We start from the raw sequence: 22,439 nt of genomic DNA, 5'->3' as shown, positions 1-22,439 counted from the left end.
CCCCCCCCCCCCCCCCCCCCCCCCCCCCCCCCCCCCCCCCCCCCCCCCCCCCCCCCCCCCCCCCCCCCCCCCCCCCCCCCCCCCCCCCCCCCCCCCCCCCCCCCCTCTTTACTGATACCGCGACCACCGAGATCTACACCCAGTTGGCATCGTCGGCAGCGTCAGATGTGTATAAGAGACAGGATCATGCCAATGATGCCGTACACCATGGTGTAGCCGATGGCGATCAGGCCATACACCGCGCCAAGGGTCAGGCCGTTAATCAGCTGTTGCAGGAAGAATACATCCATAATAAGCAATCTCACCTGATGGGCGGGCCGCAAGTTCAGCACCACGCGGCCCAAAGGAAGTTAAGGAACGGATCCGCCATACGTACGGATCCGTTGATCTTTACATCAGAGCTGGTGATATTTGCCTTTGTCATCCCATTGGTAGACCACGTAGTCTGAGACCTTCAGGTCACCTTTTTTATCCCAGGCTTTTTTCCCCATCACGGTATCCACATCGTGAGATTTCAACCACTCGCTGGCCTTGGCGCTGTCTTTACCGCCGGTGGCATTGAACGCGGCGGCGATGGCCTGGATCGATGCGTAGGAGTACAGCGTGTACCCTTCTGGTTCAAATCCACTCTCGCGGAACTTGGCAATCACCGCTTTCCCTTCTGGGATCTGACGTGGATCGTTACCGAAGGTCATCAGCACGCCAGTGGTGTACTGTGGCCCGCCGGCCGCCGTTACCAGCTCCTCGGTAACAATACAGTCGCCGGAGAAGAATTTAGCTTTCACCCCTTGCTCACGCATCTGGCGCACCAACGGACCCGCCTCTGGATGGCAGCCGCCGAAATACACCACGTCTGGATCCACCGAGGCGATTTTGGTCACCAGGGCGTTAAAGTCTTTCTCACCGCGCGACAGCCCTTCGTACATCACTTCCTTCACGCCACGTTTGTTCATTTCTGCCTTGGCGGCATCTGCCAAGCCCTGGCCATAAGTGTCCTTATCATGGATGACGGCAATCTTTTTCGCCTTCAGGGTATCCAGCATGTAATTGGTGGCAATGACCCCTTGCTGATCGTCGCGGCCGCACATGCGGAACATGTTATTCATGCCGCGTTCGGTGATTTGCGGGTTGGTGGAACCGGGTGTGATAGCAATGATCCCGGCTTCGTCATACACCTCCGAAGCGGGCATGGTGGAAGACGAGCAGAAGTGCCCCACCACCGCAGCGACGTGATCCTGATCGACCAGGCGGTTAGCTACCGAGACTGCCTGCTTAGGTTCACAAGCATCATCGCCTTGCACCAGCTTGATTTTTTCCCCTTTAATCCCCCCGGCCGCATTGATGTCTGCGGCTGCCTGCGAGGCCCCACGCCAGTATTGATCCCCATAGGTAGCATTTGGGCCGGAGAATGGCCCGGCGACGCCAATCACGATATCGGCATGTGCAGAAAAAGCCGTACTAAAACAACCAATAAGCAGAGCAGCAAGCGGGGTTTTTAGCAATCTCAATGACATTTTGCATTCCTCAGCACTGTTTTAGCGAAAGACCGTAGACCCGGCCAGGTGCAAATTGCAGCCAATAACGGCGGCAGTTGCAGGACGACGGGTAAATGACGTGGAGCAGTCACTTTATGTGTAGTCGGGGAAAATAATTTGCGCGAGAGCGCAACCGATTTACCCGCGTTTATCCAAGCAAAAATCTAGCCATTGTGACGGCGCATACAAAAATAGGGCCGAGTTGCTGGCGCTCTCAGCCGTAAAAATGAGGAGGTTCACTGGTTTTGGCAGGCAACGAGCGTTAGAAAAGAATAAGGGGAATTTGTTGGCGCACCTTGCTGGTGCAACTGGAGGGCATTTTGGATGAGCAGAAAACAAAAACGCTCCCTAAGAGAGCGTTTCTGGTACAACAACCATGTATTCCCGGAATATCTGAATACGAGGTATGCGCGTCAGGCGCCAGTCACACGCTCAATCAAGGCATTGGTCAGGTCAGTGCTGATACGGTTACAGGTTTTGGCAATGCGGAACTGATAGGCGGCATCCATGATTTGATGAATGTCGGTGCTGACGTTGTCACGAATACGCATGTAAAGCTTGGCCTGCGCCACGATATCGTTCAATTCTACGCTGCGGGTTTGATACAACCGCGGGCTAACCTGTTGCAGAGCATTCAGCTCTTTCATGCAGGGATACATGATGTCATCGGTACCGACAGAAGCCATCGGTTGAGCTGGCTGCGTAACGGTAGCGCTTGGTGTAACTGGGGTTGGTGCAGGGACACCGGCGGCGGTGGCAGGTTTGGTTTTCGCAGTCTGGCACCCTGCCAGCAACACACACAATGCGGCTATGGCGATTGTTTTTTTCATTACTAAAAAACTCCGGGAAACAAAGGAACGGCGTGGTTTACCGCTATAAAAATGGCTTGGCGTAGCATAGAGTAATAAAGCAAGCATTGACAAGATCTGCGAGAGCTTCATTACTGGTATCAGCAAAGAATGCCCGCCAGAGTAACATAGAAGAATCTTAAAAAAAATCACTTATCGTCAGATGCTCCAACCTATTGTTTTGATTTACATCAACTTTATTAAAAAAACCAAGCCCCCGGAAGCTGAAAACTAAAAAAACAATCTCGATCACAGTTTGGTAAAAAATAAGCAGATATTCCTGGGTTTCACTGGTGGTCATCATCCTGATGGCGTTGAGTTCCCTTCTGATTAATTTATATTCGATGAGTAGTATTTTTGTGGGATCGCTTTATGACGGTGCTACTTAGCATTCTGTCATGCTCGCTAAGCTGCATGTTGAACGCGCTAATCTTTTCCTCATGGTTCCGCATTTTACGCGTTGTTAACCAAAGCAAAGTGCCGAAAAACGAGCCAATATGCTCAATCTGACAGCAAACGCACTTTTCCCTCACTTTAGTGCTTTGACAAACCCAATACGCCTCGCTATTATTCGCCTCGTTCACACGATTCCTCTGTAGTTCAGTCGGTAGAACGGCGGACTGTTAATCCGTATGTCACTGGTTCGAGTCCAGTCAGAGGAGCCATATTTAGAGAAGCCCGCTTAGGCAACTAAGCGGGCTTTTTGCTTTTCAACGGCGTCTCAGCAGCCACCCTATTTCCTATACTTTCACATGCTCCCGCCGTAAATGGTAATCCACCTGGTACTCGCTGGCATTTCTGAACATCACCGAGTAATTCACGAAATCGCCGCTGTCGCTGTATGACAGCGAGGTGATGCGCAAAATAGGTGTCAGCTCATCGACATTCAGCAGCTTCGCCATCTTTCTATCGGCCAGTACAGGCGTGAGGCTCTCATAATTGCCGCGCACGATGATGTGGCATTCATCTTCGATATAGCTGAATTTTGACCCCTCCAGGTGGGCAACGGACAAATTGCGATAGAGCTTCGCGGGCATATAACTGTCTTCGACCATCAGAGGCTTGCCGTCCACCGAACGAACCCGTCGCGAGTAGTAGATCCGTTCATCAATCTTGATGCGCAGCTGGCTAGCGATAGCGGGTGGCGCGGGCATAATAGTAAACTCCAGCACGTCGCTTACCACTTCCTTACCCTGATTGCGCATCACCTCGATAAATCCGGTCAGGTTGGTGGTTTCATGATGTACGTCTTTCTTCGCGACATAAGTGCCGCTACCGTGGCGACGCTCCACCAATCCCCACCCCACCAGCAGATCTATCGCCTTGCGAATGGTCATACGCGAGACGCCAAACTCTTCCGCCAGGCGAACCTCCGCAGGCAATGGGCTGCCAATATGATAATCGGCGGAATTGAGCCGAATGCGTAGCCTGTCGGCTATGGATTTGTAGATCACTGATAGACCTCTCTGAAGCTTCGCACTGCGCTTAAATAATCCACGTCCTATAAGTTAATAGGCTGTTTTTATTGAAGTTGCAAACAACCTCATCAGGTGAAAATTTCAAGTGAAATCGTCGTGTACAGTTTTATGACGAAAAGTAGACAACTTGGTGCAAACAAAAACCATGAATGCGATCACGAATCGGTGCGACGGACAAAGATAACCCCTCACGTACTCCCTACTCTGCTTCTCAGACCCGCGTTAAAGAATAAGGTCACTTCCCCTACAGGTTGTTACATGAGGATTTAAAATGCTCAGTCAAATACAACGTTTTGGTGGCGCAATGTTTACCCCGGTCCTGCTATTCCCGTTTGCCGGGATTGTGGTCGGTATCGCCATTATGCTGCGCAACCCGATGTTTGTCGGCGAAGCGCTCACTGCACCCGATAACTTATTTGCGCAAATCGTCCACATTATTGAAGAAGGCGGCTGGACGGTATTTCGTAATATGCCACTGATTTTCGCCGTGGGTTTACCGATTGGCCTGGCAAAACAGGCTCAGGGCCGCGCCTGCCTGGCCGTACTAGTCAGTTTCATGACCTGGAACTACTTCATCAACGCAATGGGAATGACTTGGGGCCAGTACTTTGGCGTTGATTTTAACGTTGACCCGGTGGCGGGAACCGGGCTCACGATGATTGCCGGCATCAAAACGCTCGATACCAGTATTATCGGTGCGATTGTGATTTCCGGATTGGTCACCGCTATCCATAACCGCTATTTCGATAAACAACTTCCCGTTTTCCTCGGTATTTTCCAGGGCAGCTCTTTCGTCGTCATTGTTGCCTTCTTCGTCATGATCCCCTGCGCGTGGCTAACCCTGTTCGGCTGGCCAAAAGTACAGATGGGGATTGAATCACTGCAGGAATTCCTGCGCAGCGCGGGATCGCTCGGCGTGTGGGTTTACACCTTCCTTGAGCGCATCCTGATCCCAACGGGGTTACATCACTTCATCTATGGTCCATTTGTCTTTGGCCCGGCAGTCGTGGAAGGCGGAATTCAGGTTTACTGGGCGCAGCATTTGCAGGAGTTCAGTCAGAGTACGCTGCCGCTGAAAACGCTGTTCCCAGAAGGTGGCTTTGCGCTGCACGGTAACTCGAAGGTGTTTGGCTGTCTGGGGATTGCGCTGGCTCTCTACGCCACCGCTTCACCTGAAAATCGAGTGAAGGTGGCAGGCCTGCTGATCCCCGCCACGTTAACGGCGATGCTGGTCGGCATTACCGAACCACTCGAATTTACCTTCCTGTTTATCTCGCCGGTGCTGTTTGTCGTCCACGCATTTCTGGCCGCTACCATGGCGACGGTCATGTATATGTGCGGCGTGGTGGGCAACATGGGCGGCGGTCTGCTTGACCAATTCCTGCCGCAAAACTGGATCCCGATGTTCCACAACCACGCATCAATGATGTTTATTCAGATTGGCATTGGACTTGCCTTTACCGGTATCTACTTCCTGGTGTTCCGCACCTTGATTCTACGTTTCAATCTGAAAACGCCGGGCCGCGAAGAGGCTGAAATCAAGCTCTACAGCAAGGCGGACTATCAAGCATCACGCCAGCAAACTACGGCAGCGGCCGCGAAAGAAGCCAAACAAGGCCAGGCTGCCGGTTTTCTCGAAGCACTTGGCGGAACCAACAACATCCTGAGCGTTAACAACTGTGCGACCCGCCTGCGTATTGTCCTGGTGGATATGTCGCTGACGCAAAGCGACGACATTTTTAAAGCGCTGGGTGCCCACGGTGTGGTGCGACGCGGCAACGGTATACAGGTAATTGTGGGGCTGAACGTCCCGCAGGTCCGCGACCAGATCGAAAACCTGATGAAAGACGCTTCTTCGAGCGAACTTAAATCCATGACGGAGGCAGTATCATGAATAAATTCTCTGTAGTTGTAGCTGGCGGTGGTAGCACCTTCACTCCTGGTATCGTACTGATGTTACTGGCAAACCAGCATCGTTTCCCGCTGCGCGCCTTGAAATTCTATGATAACGATGGTGCGCGCCAGGAAACCATTGCCGAAGCGTGCAAAATTATCCTGAAAGAGCAGGCGCCAGACATCGAATTCAGCTACACCACCGACCCCAAAGTGGCATTTACCGATGTGGATTTCGTGATGGCGCACATCCGCGTGGGCAAATACCCGATGCGTGAAAAAGACGAAAAAATCCCTCTGCGCCACGGCGTGCTTGGCCAGGAAACCTGCGGGCCAGGGGGAATTGCTTACGGTATGCGCTCCATCGGCGGCGTGCTGGAAATTGCCGACTACATGGAGCAATACTCGCCAAACGCCTGGATGCTGAACTATTCCAACCCGGCGGCGATTGTGGCAGAAGCAACCCGTCGTTTGCGCCCAACGGCGAAAATTCTCAACATCTGCGATATGCCAATCGGCATTGAAAGCCGCATGGCGCAAATTGCTGGCCTGAAAGACCGCAAAGAGATGCGCGTGCGTTACTACGGGCTTAACCACTTCGGCTGGTGGACGTCTATTGAGGATCTTCAGGGCAACGACTTGATGCCTAAAATCCGCGAATACGTGGCTAAATTTGGCTACGTTCCGCCATCAGATGAACATGGTACGGAGGCTAGCTGGAATGACACCTTTGCCAAAGCGAAAGATGTCTGGGCGTTGGATCCAGAAACCTTCCCAAATACCTACCTGAAATACTATCTGTTCCCGGACTACGTAGTAGAGCATTCCAACCCGGAGCGTACCCGCGCTAACGAAGTCATGGATCACCGCGAGAAGCACGTCTTCGGCTCCTGTAATGCCATTATCCAGGCGGGTAAATCCTCGGCAGGCGAGTTGGAAATTGACGAGCATGCCTCCTACATCGTCGATCTGGCAACCGCCATCGCCTTCAACACCCAGGAGCGCATGCTGTTGATTGTGCCAAACAACGGCGCTATTAATAACTTCGATCCGGAAGCCATGGTCGAGATCCCCTGTCTGGTTGGCAAAAGTGGCCCGCAACCGCTGGTGGTTGGCAATATCCCGCAATTCCAGAAAGGGCTGATGAGCCAGCAGGTGGCGGTAGAAAAACTGGTGGTCGATGCCTGGGAACAGCGTTCTTATCAGAAACTGTGGCAAGCCATTACGCTGTCGAAAACCGTACCCAGCGCATCAGTTGCCAAAGCGATACTTGATGACTTGATTGAGGCGAACAAGGACTACTGGCCTGAGTTGAAGTAAGTAAGGATAGCGTTATTCCCCTCCCTTAATCCCTGTAAAGGCCGAGGAGGGGAAGATTGGAACAGGAGTTAAATGGGCGCAGCAGCGCCCCTACAAAACCGCGTTTTACCAACGTAGCACGTTGCCTGCATAGTCAATAAAGTGATGCCCTCCTTTGCCTCGCCAGGCCAGCACCTGGCTCACAATGCCAGAGCAGCTTTGTTCGACAGTCAGCGTGGCATTCGTTCCGCCCATATCCGTTTGTACCCAGCCTGGATGCACCGACAGCAAAGTCAACTCCCGCCGTGCGGCGGTATCACGCAACCCACGCGTTAACATATTCAGAGCCGCTTTGCTGGCGGCGTACAGCGGATAGGTCGCCGCGTCGTTCTCATTTAAACTGCCCAGCTCCGATGTCATCAACGCCATCACGCCGGTGTGCGGTTTCACCAGCGGTATTAACGCTGCCGCACAGCGAACCGGGGAAAAGGTATTGGTCATAAACAGTTGAACGATCTCATCGTCATTCGCCTGGGCAACGTCCTGATGGGCTGGCCCGTAAACACCTGCGTTGATAAAGATAAGATCGAATTGTTGCGGCGACAGCCGCTCTTTCAGGGCAATCCTTTCATCCTGATGATTGATATCTAACTTCAGCCATTGCGTATCAGCCGGGCTATCGGCAGGCACCGCACCGCGACAGGTTGCAACTACCTGCCAACCCTGGATGGATAGCTGTCTGACAATGCCTAAACCTATTCCGCGTGACGCACCGATGATCAGTGCCGAGAATGGAGATGTCATGATTTTCTTCCTTATGTCGATAGCTGTCGGCTTACCACCCTTGAATTACTCTGGGTCCACGTGGGTCATTTTGCCCATCACAAAGGCTAAATTAGCCGCCGCGATCAGTGCCGCAGCGTGAGCATCGGTACTCATCTGTTGCGCATAGAGCAGACCATTGGCTGCTTCGTTAGCCACGGTGATGGTCCCTACGCCGTTGCGATAAGACTCCAGCGCGGCGTCGTAGGTAATAAACGCGGTTTTTACCAGGTTCAATGCTGCCTGGTTGGCTTCTAGCGCAGATTGTAACGTATCGGCAGCCACGATAATCTCTCGAACCGCAGCCTCCTGCGTCTTTTGGAAAGTCTCGTTTGCCACGGCAGCACGTGATTCGGCCTCTTTCACACGGGCAGCTCGTATTCCACCATCGTAAAGCGGTACGGTAACGCCCAAGAGAATGCTAGAGGAGGACGTTTGCTGACCAATAGGCGGCAATCCCTGCATATCAAAGCGCCCATCGCCACCCGCGACCGCGCTGGCGAGATAGACCTTAGGCAAGAAGTCCGCCTCTGCCGCCTTGATGCCTGCGGTTGCGGCCTGAGCAGCAGCATAAGTTGCCAATACGTCTGGCCGCTGGGAGAGCGCCAGTTTAATCATCTGCTGGGTTGGCGCACTGGCCGTCTGCGGCAAGGGTTTATCCTCGGCATAGCCTACTTTGATTTGCGATGAGGCAGAAATGCCTATGGCTGCCAGTAAGGCCTGCCATGCGTCACGTTCCGTTCCCTGTGCCACAACGCGATTCAGTTCCGACTGCGCGACCTGCTGGCGTGCCTGCGCGACTTCCACCGTTGTCGCGACGCCATTTTTGTTTCGCGCCAAGGCAGCATCGAGGATTTTCTGGCTATTGCGCAGCGTCTCCTGCGCTATTTTGCGGCGTGACTGGGCCGCACCGTATTGGTAATAGCTGCGCGTAACATCGTAAATAATCTTTTGATGCATGCCGTTAAAGGCGACGTTGGCGGCATAGGAGGTATGCTTGGCCGCCTGTTGCAAAGCGCTACGCTGACCAAAATCGAAGATTAACCACTGCAATGCCAGTGCCGGTACAACCGCGCTGCCGGTGGTATCCAGATCGTGTTGGCCGCCAATGTCATAAGGCAGCGGCGTGCGCGTTCTTTGATAGCCGCCGATCACGCTGGCTGAAATCATCGGCAAAAATGTCGCCTCAGCCATACCTACGCCCAGCGCAGCCTGCCGCGCCTGCTGCCAGGCGATGCGAGTATCCGGGTTTTGCATCTGGGCGATGTCGATAAGCTCGGGTAACTGGTAGACCTGTTCCTGGTTGATCGCAGGTGGTGCAGGAAGTTCCGCTACCGCCGGGTTGGCCGGAACAGCAAATTCATGACTGCTGATGCCGTCAGGTGTCCAGGGAGAGGAAGGACTAGCCGGGGCCAACGCCAATTGGTCCGTGGCACAGCCTGCTAACAGACACAGCCCCACTGCCGTGCTGAAAGTTCGTATTTTGAAAGTCTGAGTGCGCGGCTTCATCCGAGAAGTTCCTCAAGTCGCCTGATGCTTTGTTGGATCTCAAGTTCAACGGCGAGTGGCAAACCGTTATTGCTTCCTGTTGGTACTGAGGGATTAATCACTCCACCGCTCGAGGAAAGTCGGCTGAGCCGTTCCACATCGGAGGAGGACTTATCAAAGGGCAAAAACAGCGCCGGACAGAGGTTTTCCATTTCGCCAAGGATAGCTTGCAGACGCCGGTATTCTTCGGGAGAAGGGCGTAGCGATCTTGGTTCAAAAGGAACCAGCCTTAGCGCCTCCCGTGCCGTAGTCAGTTCTTCTTCAACTGCTGCCGCCTGTCTTATCGCTGCCGGGCGTTCTGTTGGTGCCAATGCGGCCAGATTGCTTAATCCCGTGACCAGGCTGCGGATGCGAGTGCGGACAAAATCAGCAATGGCGACGGGCCAAACATAGGTGAATAATAAATACACCACCAGATTCCCCAGCAAGATCCCCAGCACCCTGTCGAGCGCGACGCCCAAATCCGTACTCGGCCCAAAGCCATGTAACACGGTCAGTAAAAATGCCAGTCCGATTTGTATTCCCGCATAGGCAATCCGCTCATTGCCACTCGATACCCAGGCACTGAGCAGCAGCGCACCGAACACCAGCGCCATTAACTGGCCGATATCACTCAGCGACGGAACAATAAAAATCAGCGAAAGCACGCCCATCAATGCGCCTATCAGGCAGCCAACGATGCGCAGCGTCAGCTTGTGTACCGTCTCCCCCGCCGTGCCGAGCGCAGCGACATAACAGGTGATCATGGCGGTATGAATATCTTGCCAGTCCAGTGCGGTATAGACGAGATAACAGATCACGCTGGCCGCCGTGGTCTTTAAGGCAAATTGCTGATGGACGGGATTGGTAAAGGCGTCTGCGGCTAAAAACGAGGCTTTTGGCGCACTGGTGTCTACCGCGTTATCTGGCGTTGCAAGTTGCACCAGCGCGTGGGTGACTTCGTCATTTTTCCCACTCTGATTAAACGCAGGGGGTTCAACCACCTGGCCTGTGGTAACGGCCTCGGCGGCAGAACTGCACCAGTCTGCCAGTTCAGGGCGAGTTAACGCCGGTACGGTTTTATTGAGGGCTGAAATTGCCAACAGTAACCGATAGCTGCTATTGACAGCGGCGGTTAGCCAGGCGGCCTCTGCGGCAGGCCGCAGATGGAAAATGCGCACGAGCATAGCCCGCTGTTGATGTTCGCTCTGCCCTTCCCGCAGCAGCTCCTCCACTTTACGCAGGCTGGGGGCATCCGGGTGGCGTAATGCCGCACCGGCAACCTCTAAGCGCTCTGCCAGACTTGCGCGTAACAGTTTCCAGGGTGGCCGCCCGATGAAAAGATTAAATGCCACTAATAGCAGCATCGGTGATGCGGCCATCAGCCAGGCATACAGTACCGCGCGTACCGCCAACTCTCCATTCGGCGCATCGCCAAGCAGCGACATGATAAAAGCGATCACCAGCGCAATAATGCTGCCCACGGGCCCGAGTTTGCTCGCCGAGCCTAGCCAGAGAAAGGCAAACGAGCTAAGGACCAGCACCGCCATGCGTAAAGGCGCAGATTCCAGGGTATAAGGCAGGATCAGCAAGATCAGCCCCACCACCACGGAAACGAGCAGGGTCACCGCAATGGCCATCGCCATACTTTCGGCGGCGTCTGGTTTCATCACGAACAAAATCAGATAGCAGCTAATCGCTGATTCGGGGATACCGTACAGCATGGCAACCAACGTCATCAGCGCACAAAGCGCACCGACCCGCCAGGCCATCGCCAATCGGCCAGGGAAATAGGCCAAATCGCGCTTCACCTGGCGCAGCATTCTGCCCCAAGGGCTGTCAGCAACCATGGTCGTCTCGTACGATTGCCACCGCGCTGGCACCAATGCGCATCAACTCAGCCGGCGGATCTTTAAGGTTGATCCGCACCGGGAAACGCTGTTCGACCCGCACCCAGTTCAGCGATTTTGGGACATAAGGCAGATTACGCGGAATGTTAAACTGCTCCTCAGAGCTGATCCCCCAGCCAATGCCTTCCACTCTGCCCTGAATCGCACGCTGGCGATCGGCCATGACATAGACCGTGGCGCAATCCCCCGGTTTGATGTGCGCCAGCTCTGTTTCGCGAAAGTAAGCAGAGGCGTGCCAGTGGTCGCTATTAATCAGCGTAAATACCGCCTGGTCCGGCATCACAAATTCCCCCGCCGAAACATTAAGCCCCACCACCAGGCCATTGTGCGGCGCTCGTATCTGGGTATTTTCCAACTCTTGTTCGGCAATGGCCAATGCGGCGCGGCGTGCGCCGAGCAAGGCCTCAGACTCCGCAGCGCTGCTGATTAATGCCTGTGAAGCGACGGTTTGCTTCAGCGCCTGTTTCAGGCTGATTTCCGCATCGTGTTTGGCGGTCTGGGCATCATCAACCTGCTGGGCGGTGACATAGCCCTTGCCCAGCAGCGGCTGAATGCGTGCCAGCGTCTGAGTTGCCAGCTTAAGGTTGGCCCGCGCCCGGTTAACCTGCTCATCGGTGATCGCCGCGTTAGATTGTTCTGCGATCATCGTGCGGTGCTGCGTATCCCAGGCAGCTTGCGCCATCTGCAGTTCCGCCCGCGCCTGCTCGACCCGCAAACGGTAAATCGTCGGATCGAGGGTGAACATCACCTCACCCCGTTGGACCTTGCCGTTTTCTGTTACGTTAATTGACTGGATACGCCCAGGAACGGAGCTGCTGACGTTCACCACGCTGGCACCGATGACCGTATCTTGCGACGTGGGATTTAACGAGTTTTGACGCAGCGTCAACCACCCTGAAATAGCGGCAGCAATAACGATAACCACCCCGATGACGATCGCTATCCGACGTTTATTGCCCTGTTGTTTTAACCTGTTCATTTTTAGCGCACTTAGAATAAAAGCAATGACATAAATGCTACGGCGAGCGCCAGGCAGGTATAGACGAAGAGTCGCCACGGCAGGACTTCGTCAATTCCTGCAAAAATCAGCAGAATGCGAGCCCCTACCGCCACCATAAGGCCAATCCCTGCACAGGCTAACCAGGCAGGGAAATAAGAGCCGAGCAAGGAAAATGCTGGCGCACCAAAGTCACGACACCCGATGAGGCTAAAGGTACTGACCAGCAATAAGGCCAACGCTCCATAGCGCGTATGGCCTGAACGAAAAAACAAAGGCTCCCGGCGCTGACGAAAAGAGTGTGCGCTTGCCATTTTATCTCCCAAAACCGCATTGCGGCGCTGTACTAAACCGCGCTGTTTTCCAGCGTATTTTTATAAATTTGCCCATTTTTCATGATCATCTGGAACGCGTCCTCAGGCTGGGCGAGCAGTTGAATATCCGTTAGCGGATCGCCGTCGACGATGATCATATCGGCCAGAGCGCCTGCTTCTATCACCCCAAGCTTCTCGGGATAAGGGTTACGTGGGCCGGAGAGCGCGCAAAGTTCAGCATTAACGCTGGTTGCCATTTTAAGAATTTCGAGAGGCGTATACCAACGGATCAGCTTGGCGAGCTGTGCCCCTTGACGTGTGGCAAGCCGGGCGTCGAAGAGTGTGTCGGTACCCCAGGCAGTTTTTATGTGGTGCTTTTTCGCCAGTTGGTAGGCGTTATCGGTTCCAGCGGACATCACCAGTTGCTTGGCGCGTGAGGCCGGATTCGCCATAGGTACGGCATCTTCATCGTCCAGGAAAGGTTGCAGGCACCACCACAGATTCTGTTGCGCCATGAGCTCCACGGTCTGTTCATCCACCAACTGGCCGTGTTCGATACATTTCACGCCGCCTTTGATTGCCATGGTAACTGCACGGGCCGTGTAGGCGTGAACGGTCACGTAGGTACCCCAATTTTCCGCAGCGGTCACCGCCGCCTGGATTTCGGGCACGGAGCCTTCCGTCACGTCGATGCCGTCATAGAGCGAGGCTACTCCGCCACCGGCCATAAATTTGATCTGAGAAGCCCCTCTCATCAACTGTTCCCTGGCGCGTAGCAACACCTGGTCGGCACCATCGGCAATGGCGGTTATCCCCACCCTCTCGATATAGCTCAAAGAGTCCGCAGGGGCGCGTGGGACTTCACTGAGCATGCGAAAATCACCGTGGCCGCCGGTCTGGGAAATGAACGCCCCGGACGGGTAAATGCGCGGGCCAACCGTAATCTGCTCATCAATCGCGCGTTTCAGGCCAAACACAGGCCCGCCCATATCGCGGACCGTGGTGAACCCACGCAGCAGCGTTGCTTGCGCTTCGGCAATCGCCAGCGCCTGGATATAGTTAAAATCGGCCGTCATCGCCGTCATCATGGAAGGGCGAGCCATGATGGCATGCCAGTGCGCATCAATCAGGCCGGGCATCAGCACGCCACCGTTGCCGTCTATAACTATTGCTTCCGCAGGCGGAGCCGTATCAGCGGGTTCAATCGATTGGATTTTGTTGCCTTCAACGATAACCTGCATCCCCTCGCGCAGTTGGTCAGAAACCCCGTCAAAAATTCGTACGTTGATAAACACTTTTAGCTGCGTAGCGCTGGCGGTTGTATTGGAATGTGTGGATTGCACTGCGGGTATTGCTGCTGCGACCGTGGCTGTCGTTATCGGCGGCGCTTTCGCCGCCTGGCGGGTTAGCACCGTATTAATGCGTATAAATGCCGGGCTGTGGCATAGACATGCCTCAGAATGTTCGCAGGCAGGCAGAAACATGGTTTTTTGCTGCATAACTCATCACTCCTTATCAAATCAAACCGACTTCGCGGGTAACTGCAGATTTTGTTTAGAGTAATTGTAGAACGTAATCCTCACAATGCTTTATTTTTCAATAATTTTATATCCTCATTAATAAACCATTAGGTTGCAGTGGATAATATGGGAATTAGCTTATCAATAGAGAGAAAAGTCTCATTAACAGATTTAATGTTATTATAACCATGCCGTAACAATGATTAAATTACTTTCATAAAAATCCGAGTGCGACTAGATCTATGAATCACCACACCCTTGCTTAAAAAACACTGGCAAAACGCTCAACAAGCAAAGCCTCCTTCTAACTGATTTTACTGGAAATTTTCTATATTTAAGTTAATTTCCTATCTTTTCCAGAAAATGTTCTAGAATTAACGCCAAGACTTGATGGCGTTAGTAGAGCACAGGGGGCGGTTTTACATGGTCCTGCCGAGTATATTGACATATAGAAATCAAGAGGTTTTTTATGAGTAACAGCAACCAGAAAAATAACAGCAATGTTAATGATGATGTTTATTCTTCGATCGACTTAGCCATTTCACTACCGAAATCTGGGTTTCCAGACGCAGAGCGAAATCCTCGCCACGTATTTAGTGCCATCCGCGATGAATTAATGTTAGACGGTAACTCACGGCAAAACCTGGCGACATTCTGTCAGACCTGGGTTGATGAAGAAATTCGCGACCTGATGGATCTGTCCATCGACAAAAATATGATTGATAAAGACGAGTATCCACAAACGGCCGAAATTGAGGCCCGCTGCGTGCGCATGTTGGCCGACCTGTGGAAATCGCCGTCGCCGGGCACCACGCTGGGCTGCTCCACCATTGGCTCGTCAGAAGCCGCTATGTTGGGTGGGTTGGCGTTGAAATGGCAATGGCGCAAAAAACGTGCCGCACAGGGTCTATCAACCGATAAACCCAATATGATCTGCGGGCCGGTGCAAATTTGCTGGCACAAATTCGCGCGTTATTTCGATGTAGAGTTGCGAGAAATCCCTCTGGAAGGCGATCGCCTGATCATGAACCCCGAAGAGGTACTGAAACGAGTCGATGAAAATACCATCGGTGTAGTACCCACCCTCGGAGTGACCTTTACCTGCCAGTACGAGCCGGTAAAAGCGGTCAGCGACGCGCTCGATAAACTCCAGCAGCAGACCGGCCTGGACATTCCCATCCATGTCGACGGTGCTAGTGGCGGTTTCCTTGCCCCATTCTGTGCCCCTGAGCTGGAATGGGATTTCCGCCTGCCACGCGTAAAATCCATCAATACCTCAGGCCACAAATTTGGGTTGGCCCCTCTGGGTGCAGGCTGGGTGGTATGGCGTGAAGCGGCGGACTTGCCCGAAGAGCTGATTTTCAACGTCAACTATCTTGGCGGCAATATGCCTACCTTTGCGCTCAACTTCTCACGCCCTGGTGGGCAGATCATCGCCCAGTACTACAACTTCTTACGCCTTGGTCGCGAAGGCTACGCCAAAGTCCATAACGCTTGCTATGCCACGGCCCAGTATCTTGCCGACGAGATCGGTAAGCTCGGTCCGTTTGAAATCCTGTTTGATGGCGACAGTGGTAAAGGCATCCCGGCGTTGGCCTGGAAACTGAAAGAAGGTGCCAACATCGGTGGCTACACGCTGTATGACCTCGCCGATAAATTACGCTCGCGCGGCTGGCAGGTACCTGCGTACTCCATGCCAGCCAATCGGGAAGATCTGGTGATCCAGCGTATTCTAGTCCGCCACGGGGTGAGTTTTGACCTGGGTAGTCTGTTGCTTGACGATCTGAAACGAGCACTTGAGCATTTCGAAAGTCATCCGGTCGTTAATCCACTTTCGGAAGATGAAGCGGCCGGTTTTAACCACGGCTGATCCGCATCTGACCTGTTAATGGAGTGGCTTGCTCCTCGCCACTCCTGTTAACCATAAGAAATCAACTGGCAAGCACCTTCGCTTGTCCCAGGAGAATTGCCATGGCTACCACTCAAATAATAGCTGCGCCAAAACAACTCACGCTGTTGGGCTTTTTTGCCATAACGGCATCAATGGTAATGGCGGTTTACGAATACCCAACGTTTGCAACCTCTGGCTTTTCACTGACCTTCTTCCTGATCCTTGGCGGCTTGTTGTGGTTCATTCCGGTAGGATTGTGTGCCGCTGAAATGGCGACGGTCGAGGGTTGGCAGGAGGGCGGTGTGTTTACCTGGGTTTCTAAAACCCTCGGTGAGAAATGGGGGTTTGCCGCTATTTCGTTTGGCTATTTGCAAATCGCGATAGGCTTCATTCCGATGCTCTACTTCGTGCTAGGGGCACTGTCCTATATTCTTAACTGGCCCGAACTCAATAACGATCCGATAGTTAAAACCGTCGCCGCACTGGTTATTTTATGGGGCCTGGCCTTGACTCAGTTTGGTGGCACCAAAAATACTGCTCGCATCGCCAAGATTGGTTTTTTTGCCGGTATTCTGCTGCCTGCCGCTATTCTGGTGATCCTGGCCATCACTTATCTGCGCTCTGGTGCTCCCATTGCGATTGAAATGAATGCCGAAACCTTCTTGCCGGACTTCACCAGCATGAGCACGTTAGTGGTGTTTGTGGCCTTCATCCTAAGCTATATGGGGGTGGAAGCATCGGCTACCCACGTCAATGAAATGAAAAATCCGGGCCGCGATTATCCGCTTGCCATGCTGCTGTTGATGTTTGCGGCGATTTGCCTGAGTTCTGTCGGCGGGCTCTCGATTGCCGCCGTGATACCCCATGAGCAAATCAACCTCTCTGCGGGCGTGATGCAAACCTTCACGGTGCTGATCAATCATTTGGGGACGGGCTTTGAATGGGCTATTCGTGGCATCGCTGCGCTGTTGCTTCTGGGGGTGCTGGCTGAGATCGCCGCTTGGATAGTCGGGCCTTCCCGCGGGATGTTAGTGACAGCACAACAAGGGATCCTGCCTGCCCGCTTTGCCAAAATGAACAAAAACGGCGTGCCGGTGGTGCTGGTCATTTCCCAGTTACTCATCACGTCGGTGGCACTGATTGTTCTGACCAATACCGGGGGGGGCAATAACATGTCGTTCCTGATTGCGCTGGCGCTGACGGTAGTGATTTATCTTTGCAGCTATTTCCTGTTATTCCTGGCGTATATCCAGCTGATCCGCAAGCAGCCGAATAACAAGCGCACCTTTAATATACCGGGAGGCAATGGGGTTAAAATTACAGTGGCGGTCATTGGGTTGCTGACCTCTCTGGTAGCCTTTGTCGTCTCCTTCTTCCCTCCTTCGGGGCTGCCGGGTGGAGAAGCTAACGACGTCTACGCCGGTTTACTGGTCGTGTGCTTCCTGGTGGTGCTGGTAATCCCCTTCATTATTTACGCCTTGCATAATAAAGCCGCTGGAGCGAAAAATATTACGCTGGTGCCAATCAGCACGGATAGCGCTCAGGAAGGGCATTTCTTCATCCATCCGAAGGCTCGCAGCCCGCATCACATCATTGTTGATGGTAAAAAGGTTCACTGATCCTCGATTATTGGGTGGATGTGCGGCAACGCCATCCACCTCTTTACACCCCGATTAATTGACGCACTCAAGATCGCTAATACGCTGGGAGATCCGCGCTTTGGGAAGCCCCATGGCAATAGCCGCGCGGGTGAAACTCCCGGTTTCAACCACGTTGACAAAAGTGGCCATGGCTGCAAGTTTGTCCATTTGTTCACAAATATTGAACAGAGTTAACTTTCATAGTCTATTTATTAATTTTTGCTGTCAAATATCATGACGATCGCGGTCTCAACCAATCCAGGGGGGAAGCGCCCAAAACCAAGGCGTTTTACCATAGGGTCAGCGACCAGGTTGGCTTGCAAGTCGACGACTTCAGCCAAACCTTTATGTCACAATGAACCAAAGGGGCGGTTTCTCAACGCGCAGTTACCCCAGCTTGCAGAACGCACCATGGAATACCCCTGTTTCATATACAACCACTCGCCACGAAAAGGATCACGACATGAGTGTCATTTTACAGATTGATTTTAGTTTCCCAGCCGACCAGCTTGGTGCAACCCTGTCCAAAAATGCGCAATCGCTGGCCGAAAGCATCAATCAAGAGCCGGGTTTCATCTCCAAGATCTGGACTGAGAATGAGCATACTGGCGAGGCGGGAGGGATATACTTTTTCGAAAACCGAGCGTTTGCCGAAACATATGCCGAACACCACGTCAAAAGGGCTGAAGCGATGGGGGCTAAAAATATTCATCTGAAAATATTCGACATCAACCTTCCCCTGACCAAAATCAACCATGGGCGCTGTGATTAATTTTGTACTACCTCCGTCATTTGGCGCGTCCCCCTTCCTTTTGGAAGGGGTGACACCGATTGAGTCAGCGAATTTGCTGTCTGCCTGAACGTCTTGTTTTTCGCCAATACCAGAAGCCGCCCAACAAACTTATCATCACCAATATCCCTACGGTCATTAGCCAGTTTATGTATCGCATTATAAACGGAGGCTCCCCACCATCACGAAGGGTCTGTACATCCTGCGCAGTCACTTTGTCGTCAATACCGGCAAAACGACTGCGAACATAGTTACTGACTGAGGCAATTTGCGCGTTGTTTAACTGGTCAGAAAATGTGGGCATGCTGATATCAGAATGACTGGTTTTACGTTGGATACCTTCCACGATGACCATCACCAAATTCTGCGGACCCAATGCGGAAACCGCACGGTTGCGAGTTAATGCGGGATAAAAGTTATCGTCGGTTCCCTGACCGTCATGGCCATGGCAACTCGCGCAAGCATTTTCATAAAGTTTAGCGCCGTCCGTTGTTGAGCTGTCTGTCAGGGTTCCCCGCCCGGTGAGAACGCTGTTGATATCAACCCGTGGCGATTGAAGCCCAATGTCGGCAACCGCCGTAGGAATGGCTGGCACCTGCTTAACCCATGAAGCGATCGCATTCAAATCATCATCCGTCATCAAGCTGAAGCTGTTTTGAACGGCTTCCGCCATCGCACCTGCCGCCTGTGCCTTGCCAACCAGATGCCCGGTTTTCAGGTAGGTGACCAGATCCCGTTGGCTCCAATCGCCAATGCCACTCTTATCTGGGGTAATATTAGGGGCGTACCAGCCACCCAGCGGGCTACCAGCAAGGTTAAGACTGCTCTGCTCTGCTCTGCCATCATGATATTGCGTGGGGTATGGCAGGCACTGCAATGCGCCAACACCTCAACCAAATACTTACCGCGCTCCAATGAACCAGGATGTGCCTCTGCCTTATCAGCGGAAACGCCGCTGAGATACAACAGATTCCAGCCCCACATAATCTGCCGGATATTAAACGGGAAACTCAGATCGGTACGTGCTGAAGGCGGAATATCTGCGGGTTCAACCCCCTGCATAAAGTAGGCATAAAGTGCCTGTACATCCGCCGTCGTCATATCTCGATATGAAGTGTATGGCATAGCTGGGTAGAGATTCTTGCCATCAGCGGCGATACCCTCACGCACAGCCTTGGCAAACTGCTGCTCGCTATAATTACCGATGCCGTACTGTTTCGAGGGGGTAATATTACTGGCAATGATACGCCCCATCGGTGACTCGATCGCGTATCCCCCAGCAAACGGAACGCCATTATTGAGAGCCTGACGATGGCAGGCACCGCAATCAGCAGCGATCGCAATATATCTCCCACGCTCAACCAACGCCTTATCGGCGGCAAATACAGCCAAAGAGTGGCTAAACCCAATAAACAACACGGTTACAGCGAGAAACCTGAAAAGTATTTTCATATTCAAATCTCACGCTCAATGATTTCAGCTGCGCGAATGCTCAGAGCGACGCCCGTCAGCGTGGGATTGACGACTCCCGAAGCGGGGATCACCCCAGTCGTCGCGAGAAACAGGTTGCTATGATCCCAGCACCGGCACTCGTGGTTTACCACTGAATCTTTTGGGTTGTCGCCCATAATGACGGTCCCCATTAAATGGTCACGGTTTTGCCAGCCCGTATTGTCATTAATGACGGTGCCCCCCATCAGAGCGACGAATCTTTTGTAATCCGCCTCCACCACGGATTTTGCCGCTTTGACATAGTCATCGACTTCGTAATTCACCGTCAGCATCGGAATGCCCAATGCATCTTTGCGTGTGGTACTTGGGCGCACGGTATTGCTTGCCTGGGGGAGGGTTTCAAACACCGTTGAGATATCGACCCAGCGTGCCGCCTGATGGCGGATCTGTTTGTCCAGTTCGCTACCTATGACGCCTTTAGCTATCAAACGTTGCGCTACGGCCATATTGGGGACATTGTTAGCAATAGCGTGCTTGATTGCCGCTCTTGTTTTACGAAAATCGCCGTCGCGAGAGTTGAATATTCCCCCTTGCTGTACGGCGCCTCGCCCCGGCCAGAGAGGTTCATCGGCCAGAAACTGCAAGCCCATGCCGGTATGATCCATTAAATTACGCCCCACCTGATCGGAGCTGTTGGCGATATCCGACATTAACAGCAGTTTTGCCGTTTCCAGCCCGTGTGCGGCAACGATAAAGTATTTTGCGGTTAACCGCGTATCGACACCTTTAGAACTGCGCACATGAGCTGCGACAATTTTGTCATCAACGCCTTTTTCCAGTTTCCACACGGTTGAATCCGTCAATAAACGCGCCCCGGCATCTTGCGCATGTTGGGCATGTTGATCACCGCTGTACATGGCTCCAATCGGGCAGACCGGCATACAGTTATTATTGCCGCTGCAGGCGGGGCGACCATCATACGGGCGAGTAGCCCGCCCATTGGGTTCATGGATGAAATGATAACCAGCCGGAGCCATTCGGCTTTTCAGCCGCTGGAATAGGTAGGTTTCACCTTCAGGTAACATCGGATACGGCTGTGAACGCGGAGGAAAAGCGCTGCCGCCCTGCCCACTCTGATCGTCGGTATCACTGCCGCAAACCCCCAAAGCCACCTCGGCCTGGTGGTAGAAAGGCTCCAACTCGTGATATTCCAGCGGCCAATCACGCCCCACGCCATACAATGTTTTTAGCTTCATATCACTAGGCAGATAGCGCCAGCAGGCGGCCGCCCAATGCCAGGTTGTCCCCCCCACAAGTTTCAGCATGCCGGGCCGGAAATCAAAGGAACCGGTATTCTCGATATATTGTTCATCATAGGAGTGATGGGCCCAAGGTTCGTTGGGATAGGGGGAGTTATAATTGGATTTTTTCGATGAGTTTCTGAAGTTTTCGACGATCTTCCAGCGCGGTATTTTCTCTCCAGCCTCAAGAATAATAACCGCCTTGCCACTGCGGGCCAGCAAGGTTGCGGCATTACTACCCAATGCGCCAGAGCCAATGACAATCACATCGGCATCATAGTGTTTACTCATGATATTGCTCCTATTTTCAACGGGAACTAGTCGCTGTTGAGGGTTATAGGTGGCTGCACCCAATAGTTTGTCTTGCCACGGGAATAAGTGGGGATCACTGTCGCGTCCAAAGTTGGAGCATAGGCAAAGGCATCGGTATAGCTGACGAAACGCGTGTTATCTGACGCCCGTAGCGATACGGGTGTTCCTGTATAACCAAGATACCAGGCTGAAATGATTTTCTTGGCGGTGTCGCCAGTGGGAGCAGTCATAATCAAATGATTATTCAGCTCATCGGCCGAGAGAATATTGGCAACGCTCAGCGCATTGGCCAGCAACTGCATTTTCTCCTGAAAGGAAGGATCCTCTTCCTGCAAACAATTCAAGGCACGCAGTGCTATTACCGGGTTCATTTTTTTTCCGTTGGTTAATAGCACTGAAAGCTTAATAAAAATGGCAGCGTCGCTGCTTTCACTAGGCATTCTTCCCCAGGATAAGGAAGGTTTGAATACGGCAAAGCCCGTCAGGGCAGCGCCTACGGTTAGAAAACGCCTTCTCGAATACATAAATTACGGCCTGATTAAATAAGTACAGCGAATGTCCTCCAATAACTCTACAATGTAAACAAATTAATTTTCCCCTAAATTTATGACCACGTTGAAATTATCTTTTTTTGACATTAAAAAACAACTTAGGCATGTATATTGATGACCAATTGTAGATACCCCCTATAAATTAGGAGACCGCTAGTGGCAAGCTATCAACTCTCAGTTTGTGCAGAAATGGTGTTTTTGGACTTACCCTTTATCGAACGTGTGGAGCGCATTCATGCACTGGGCTTTGGTGTTGAAATCTGGAGCTGGGCCAATAAGGATATCGATGCACTGGTGGCGACAGGAGCTCGTTTCACTTCAATGACCGGTTATCTCAGCGGCAATCTAACCGATGAACA

18 protein-coding genes, 1 tRNA gene and 3 pseudogenes are annotated in these 22,439 nt (G+C 52.7%); 7 read left to right on the top strand and 15 right to left on the bottom strand.

All coding sequences use genetic code 11. The features are described from left to right. Positions 1-182: 182 nt before the first annotated feature. The 3 genes and pseudogenes from JHD74_RS22670 to JHD74_RS22660 form a co-directional block, all read right to left on the bottom strand. Positions 183-290, bottom strand: a pseudogene (locus JHD74_RS22670) (branched-chain amino acid ABC transporter permease LivH); the annotation flags it as partial. A gap of 105 nt (positions 291-395) precedes the next feature. Further along, positions 396-1,514 (bottom strand): branched-chain amino acid ABC transporter substrate-binding protein, encoded by a 1,119-nt coding sequence (locus JHD74_RS22665; RefSeq protein ID WP_021805814.1) that lies wholly within the window; start codon positions 1,512-1,514, stop codon positions 396-398. Positions 1,515-1,948: 434 nt separating this feature from the next. Continuing rightward, on the bottom strand, positions 1,949-2,365 hold the full coding sequence (locus tag JHD74_RS22660) for a hypothetical protein (RefSeq protein WP_024485160.1): 417 nt from the start codon (positions 2,363-2,365) through the stop codon (positions 1,949-1,951). Between the two features lie 607 nt (positions 2,366-2,972). Between JHD74_RS22660 and JHD74_RS22655 the strand changes: the two genes are divergently transcribed. Then, a tRNA-Asn gene (locus JHD74_RS22655) sits at positions 2,973-3,048 on the top strand. A gap of 75 nt (positions 3,049-3,123) precedes the next feature. On the opposite strand, the gene JHD74_RS22650 is transcribed toward JHD74_RS22655, so the two are convergent. Beyond that, entirely contained in the window at positions 3,124-3,837 is a 714-nt protein-coding gene (locus JHD74_RS22650) for a GntR family transcriptional regulator (protein WP_024528099.1), read from the bottom strand. Between the two features lie 295 nt (positions 3,838-4,132). Between JHD74_RS22650 and JHD74_RS22645 the strand changes: the two genes are divergently transcribed. After that, positions 4,133-5,755: an alpha-glucoside-specific PTS transporter subunit IIBC gene (locus tag JHD74_RS22645; RefSeq protein WP_199063547.1), complete on the top strand. Its 1,623-nt coding sequence runs from the start codon at positions 4,133-4,135 to the stop codon at positions 5,753-5,755. Next, on the top strand, positions 5,752-7,074 hold the full coding sequence (locus JHD74_RS22640) for a 6-phospho-alpha-glucosidase (RefSeq protein ID WP_024528097.1): 1,323 nt from the start codon (positions 5,752-5,754) through the stop codon (positions 7,072-7,074). The genes JHD74_RS22645 and JHD74_RS22640 overlap by 4 nt, the downstream gene beginning before the upstream one ends. A 105-nt stretch (positions 7,075-7,179) precedes the next feature. Here JHD74_RS22640 and JHD74_RS22635 read toward each other — a convergent pair whose 3' ends face one another. Genes JHD74_RS22635 through JHD74_RS22610 form a run of 6 tightly spaced genes read right to left on the bottom strand, consistent with a single transcriptional unit; the run spans position 7,180 to position 14,122 of the window. Next, complete coding sequence (locus JHD74_RS22635) at positions 7,180-7,857, bottom strand: SDR family oxidoreductase (RefSeq protein ID WP_199063546.1); 678 nt, start codon at positions 7,855-7,857, stop codon at positions 7,180-7,182. 45 nt (positions 7,858-7,902) lie between these two features. Next, positions 7,903-9,384: a TolC family protein gene (locus tag JHD74_RS22630; protein ID WP_199063545.1), complete on the bottom strand. Its 1,482-nt coding sequence runs from the start codon at positions 9,382-9,384 to the stop codon at positions 7,903-7,905. Next, complete coding sequence (locus tag JHD74_RS22625; RefSeq protein ID WP_233169639.1) at positions 9,381-11,252, bottom strand: FUSC family protein; 1,872 nt, start codon at positions 11,250-11,252, stop codon at positions 9,381-9,383. The genes JHD74_RS22630 and JHD74_RS22625 overlap by 4 nt, the downstream gene beginning before the upstream one ends. Next, positions 11,242-12,291 carry a multidrug transporter subunit MdtN gene (mdtN, locus tag JHD74_RS22620; protein ID WP_024528093.1) on the bottom strand — a complete coding sequence of 350 codons (1,050 nt, stop codon included), beginning with the start codon at positions 12,289-12,291 and terminating at the stop codon, positions 11,242-11,244. The genes JHD74_RS22625 and mdtN overlap by 11 nt, the downstream gene beginning before the upstream one ends. Positions 12,292-12,302: 11 nt before the next feature. After that, positions 12,303-12,623, bottom strand: a complete 321-nt coding sequence (locus tag JHD74_RS22615; RefSeq protein WP_199063544.1) for a YtcA family lipoprotein — start codon at positions 12,621-12,623, stop codon at positions 12,303-12,305. Positions 12,624-12,655: 32 nt separating this feature from the next. Further along, a complete protein-coding gene (locus JHD74_RS22610; protein ID WP_199063543.1) occupies positions 12,656-14,122 on the bottom strand; it encodes an amidohydrolase family protein in 1,467 nt (488 codons plus the stop codon). A gap of 490 nt (positions 14,123-14,612) precedes the next feature. Between JHD74_RS22610 and JHD74_RS22605 the strand changes: the two genes are divergently transcribed. Both JHD74_RS22605 and gadC read left to right on the top strand, forming a co-directional pair. Further along, on the top strand, positions 14,613-16,013 hold the full coding sequence (locus JHD74_RS22605; protein WP_024528090.1) for a glutamate decarboxylase: 1,401 nt from the start codon (positions 14,613-14,615) through the stop codon (positions 16,011-16,013). 101 nt (positions 16,014-16,114) lie between these two features. After that, on the top strand, positions 16,115-17,653 hold the full coding sequence (gene gadC, locus JHD74_RS22600) for a glutamate:gamma-aminobutyrate antiporter (RefSeq protein WP_024528089.1): 1,539 nt from the start codon (positions 16,115-16,117) through the stop codon (positions 17,651-17,653). Between the two features lie 66 nt (positions 17,654-17,719). Here the strand turns inward: gadC and JHD74_RS22595 are convergent. After that, positions 17,720-17,842, bottom strand: a pseudogene (locus JHD74_RS22595) (LysR family transcriptional regulator); the annotation flags it as partial. A 295-nt stretch (positions 17,843-18,137) separates the two neighbouring features. Between JHD74_RS22595 and JHD74_RS22590 the strand changes: the two are divergent. Beyond that, a complete protein-coding gene (locus tag JHD74_RS22590; RefSeq protein WP_199063541.1) occupies positions 18,138-18,446 on the top strand; it encodes a monooxygenase in 309 nt (102 codons plus the stop codon). Between the two features lie 64 nt (positions 18,447-18,510). Here JHD74_RS22590 and JHD74_RS26685 read toward each other — a convergent pair whose 3' ends face one another. Genes JHD74_RS26685 through JHD74_RS22575 form a run of 4 tightly spaced genes read right to left on the bottom strand, consistent with a single transcriptional unit; the run spans position 18,511 to position 22,053 of the window. Further along, the gene (locus tag JHD74_RS26685; protein WP_233169638.1) at positions 18,511-19,137 is read right to left on the bottom strand and encodes a cytochrome c; all 627 of its coding nucleotides are present in this window, start codon (positions 19,135-19,137) and stop codon (positions 18,511-18,513) included. A 41-nt stretch (positions 19,138-19,178) separates the two neighbouring features. Next, entirely contained in the window at positions 19,179-19,916 is a 738-nt protein-coding gene (locus tag JHD74_RS26680) for a c-type cytochrome (RefSeq protein WP_233169637.1), read from the bottom strand. 2 nt (positions 19,917-19,918) lie between these two features. Further along, on the bottom strand, positions 19,919-21,508 hold the full coding sequence (locus tag JHD74_RS22580) for a GMC family oxidoreductase (RefSeq protein ID WP_024528086.1): 1,590 nt from the start codon (positions 21,506-21,508) through the stop codon (positions 19,919-19,921). A gap of 26 nt (positions 21,509-21,534) precedes the next feature. Further along, positions 21,535-22,053 carry a sugar dehydrogenase complex small subunit gene (locus JHD74_RS22575; protein WP_199063540.1) on the bottom strand — a complete coding sequence of 173 codons (519 nt, stop codon included), beginning with the start codon at positions 22,051-22,053 and terminating at the stop codon, positions 21,535-21,537. A 183-nt stretch (positions 22,054-22,236) separates the two neighbouring features. Here JHD74_RS22575 and JHD74_RS22570 point away from each other — a divergent pair. Continuing rightward, positions 22,237-22,439, top strand: a pseudogene (locus JHD74_RS22570) (hydroxypyruvate isomerase); the annotation flags it as partial.

It is taken from the genome of Serratia sp. ASV30 (assembly GCF_016428815.1).
Classification (GTDB): Bacteria; Pseudomonadota; Gammaproteobacteria; order Enterobacterales; family Enterobacteriaceae; genus Chania; species Chania fonticola_C.
This window is presented reverse-complemented; position numbering and strand designations above follow the sequence as displayed.

What these genes read in the sequence shown, in the direction of transcription:
- JHD74_RS22665 (WP_021805814.1), bottom strand. Translation starts at nt 1,514, where the DNA reads ATGTCATTGAGATTGCTAAAAACCCCGCTTGCTGCTCTGCTTATTGGT.
- JHD74_RS22660 (WP_024485160.1), bottom strand. Translation starts at nt 2,365, where the DNA reads ATGAAAAAAACAATCGCCATAGCCGCATTGTGTGTGTTGCTGGCAGGG.
- JHD74_RS22645 (WP_199063547.1), top strand. Translation starts at nt 4,133, where the DNA reads ATGCTCAGTCAAATACAACGTTTTGGTGGCGCAATGTTTACCCCGGTC.
- JHD74_RS22640 (WP_024528097.1), top strand. Translation starts at nt 5,752, where the DNA reads ATGAATAAATTCTCTGTAGTTGTAGCTGGCGGTGGTAGCACCTTCACT.
- JHD74_RS22635 (WP_199063546.1), bottom strand. Translation starts at nt 7,857, where the DNA reads ATGACATCTCCATTCTCGGCACTGATCATCGGTGCGTCACGCGGAATA.
- JHD74_RS22630 (WP_199063545.1), bottom strand. Translation starts at nt 9,384, where the DNA reads ATGAAGCCGCGCACTCAGACTTTCAAAATACGAACTTTCAGCACGGCA.
- JHD74_RS22625 (WP_233169639.1), bottom strand. Translation starts at nt 11,252, where the DNA reads ATGGTTGCTGACAGCCCTTGGGGCAGAATGCTGCGCCAGGTGAAGCGC.
- mdtN (WP_024528093.1), bottom strand. Translation starts at nt 12,291, where the DNA reads ATGAACAGGTTAAAACAACAGGGCAATAAACGTCGGATAGCGATCGTC.
- JHD74_RS22615 (WP_199063544.1), bottom strand. Translation starts at nt 12,623, where the DNA reads ATGGCAAGCGCACACTCTTTTCGTCAGCGCCGGGAGCCTTTGTTTTTT.
- JHD74_RS22610 (WP_199063543.1), bottom strand. Translation starts at nt 14,122, where the DNA reads ATGCAGCAAAAAACCATGTTTCTGCCTGCCTGCGAACATTCTGAGGCA.
- JHD74_RS22605 (WP_024528090.1), top strand. Translation starts at nt 14,613, where the DNA reads ATGAGTAACAGCAACCAGAAAAATAACAGCAATGTTAATGATGATGTT.
- gadC (WP_024528089.1), top strand. Translation starts at nt 16,115, where the DNA reads ATGGCTACCACTCAAATAATAGCTGCGCCAAAACAACTCACGCTGTTG.
- JHD74_RS22590 (WP_199063541.1), top strand. Translation starts at nt 18,138, where the DNA reads ATGAGTGTCATTTTACAGATTGATTTTAGTTTCCCAGCCGACCAGCTT.
- JHD74_RS26685 (WP_233169638.1), bottom strand. Translation starts at nt 19,137, where the DNA reads ATGGCGGAAGCCGTTCAAAACAGCTTCAGCTTGATGACGGATGATGAT.
- JHD74_RS26680 (WP_233169637.1), bottom strand. Translation starts at nt 19,916, where the DNA reads ATGAAAATACTTTTCAGGTTTCTCGCTGTAACCGTGTTGTTTATTGGG.
- JHD74_RS22580 (WP_024528086.1), bottom strand. Translation starts at nt 21,508, where the DNA reads ATGAGTAAACACTATGATGCCGATGTGATTGTCATTGGCTCTGGCGCA.
- JHD74_RS22575 (WP_199063540.1), bottom strand. Translation starts at nt 22,053, where the DNA reads ATGTATTCGAGAAGGCGTTTTCTAACCGTAGGCGCTGCCCTGACGGGC.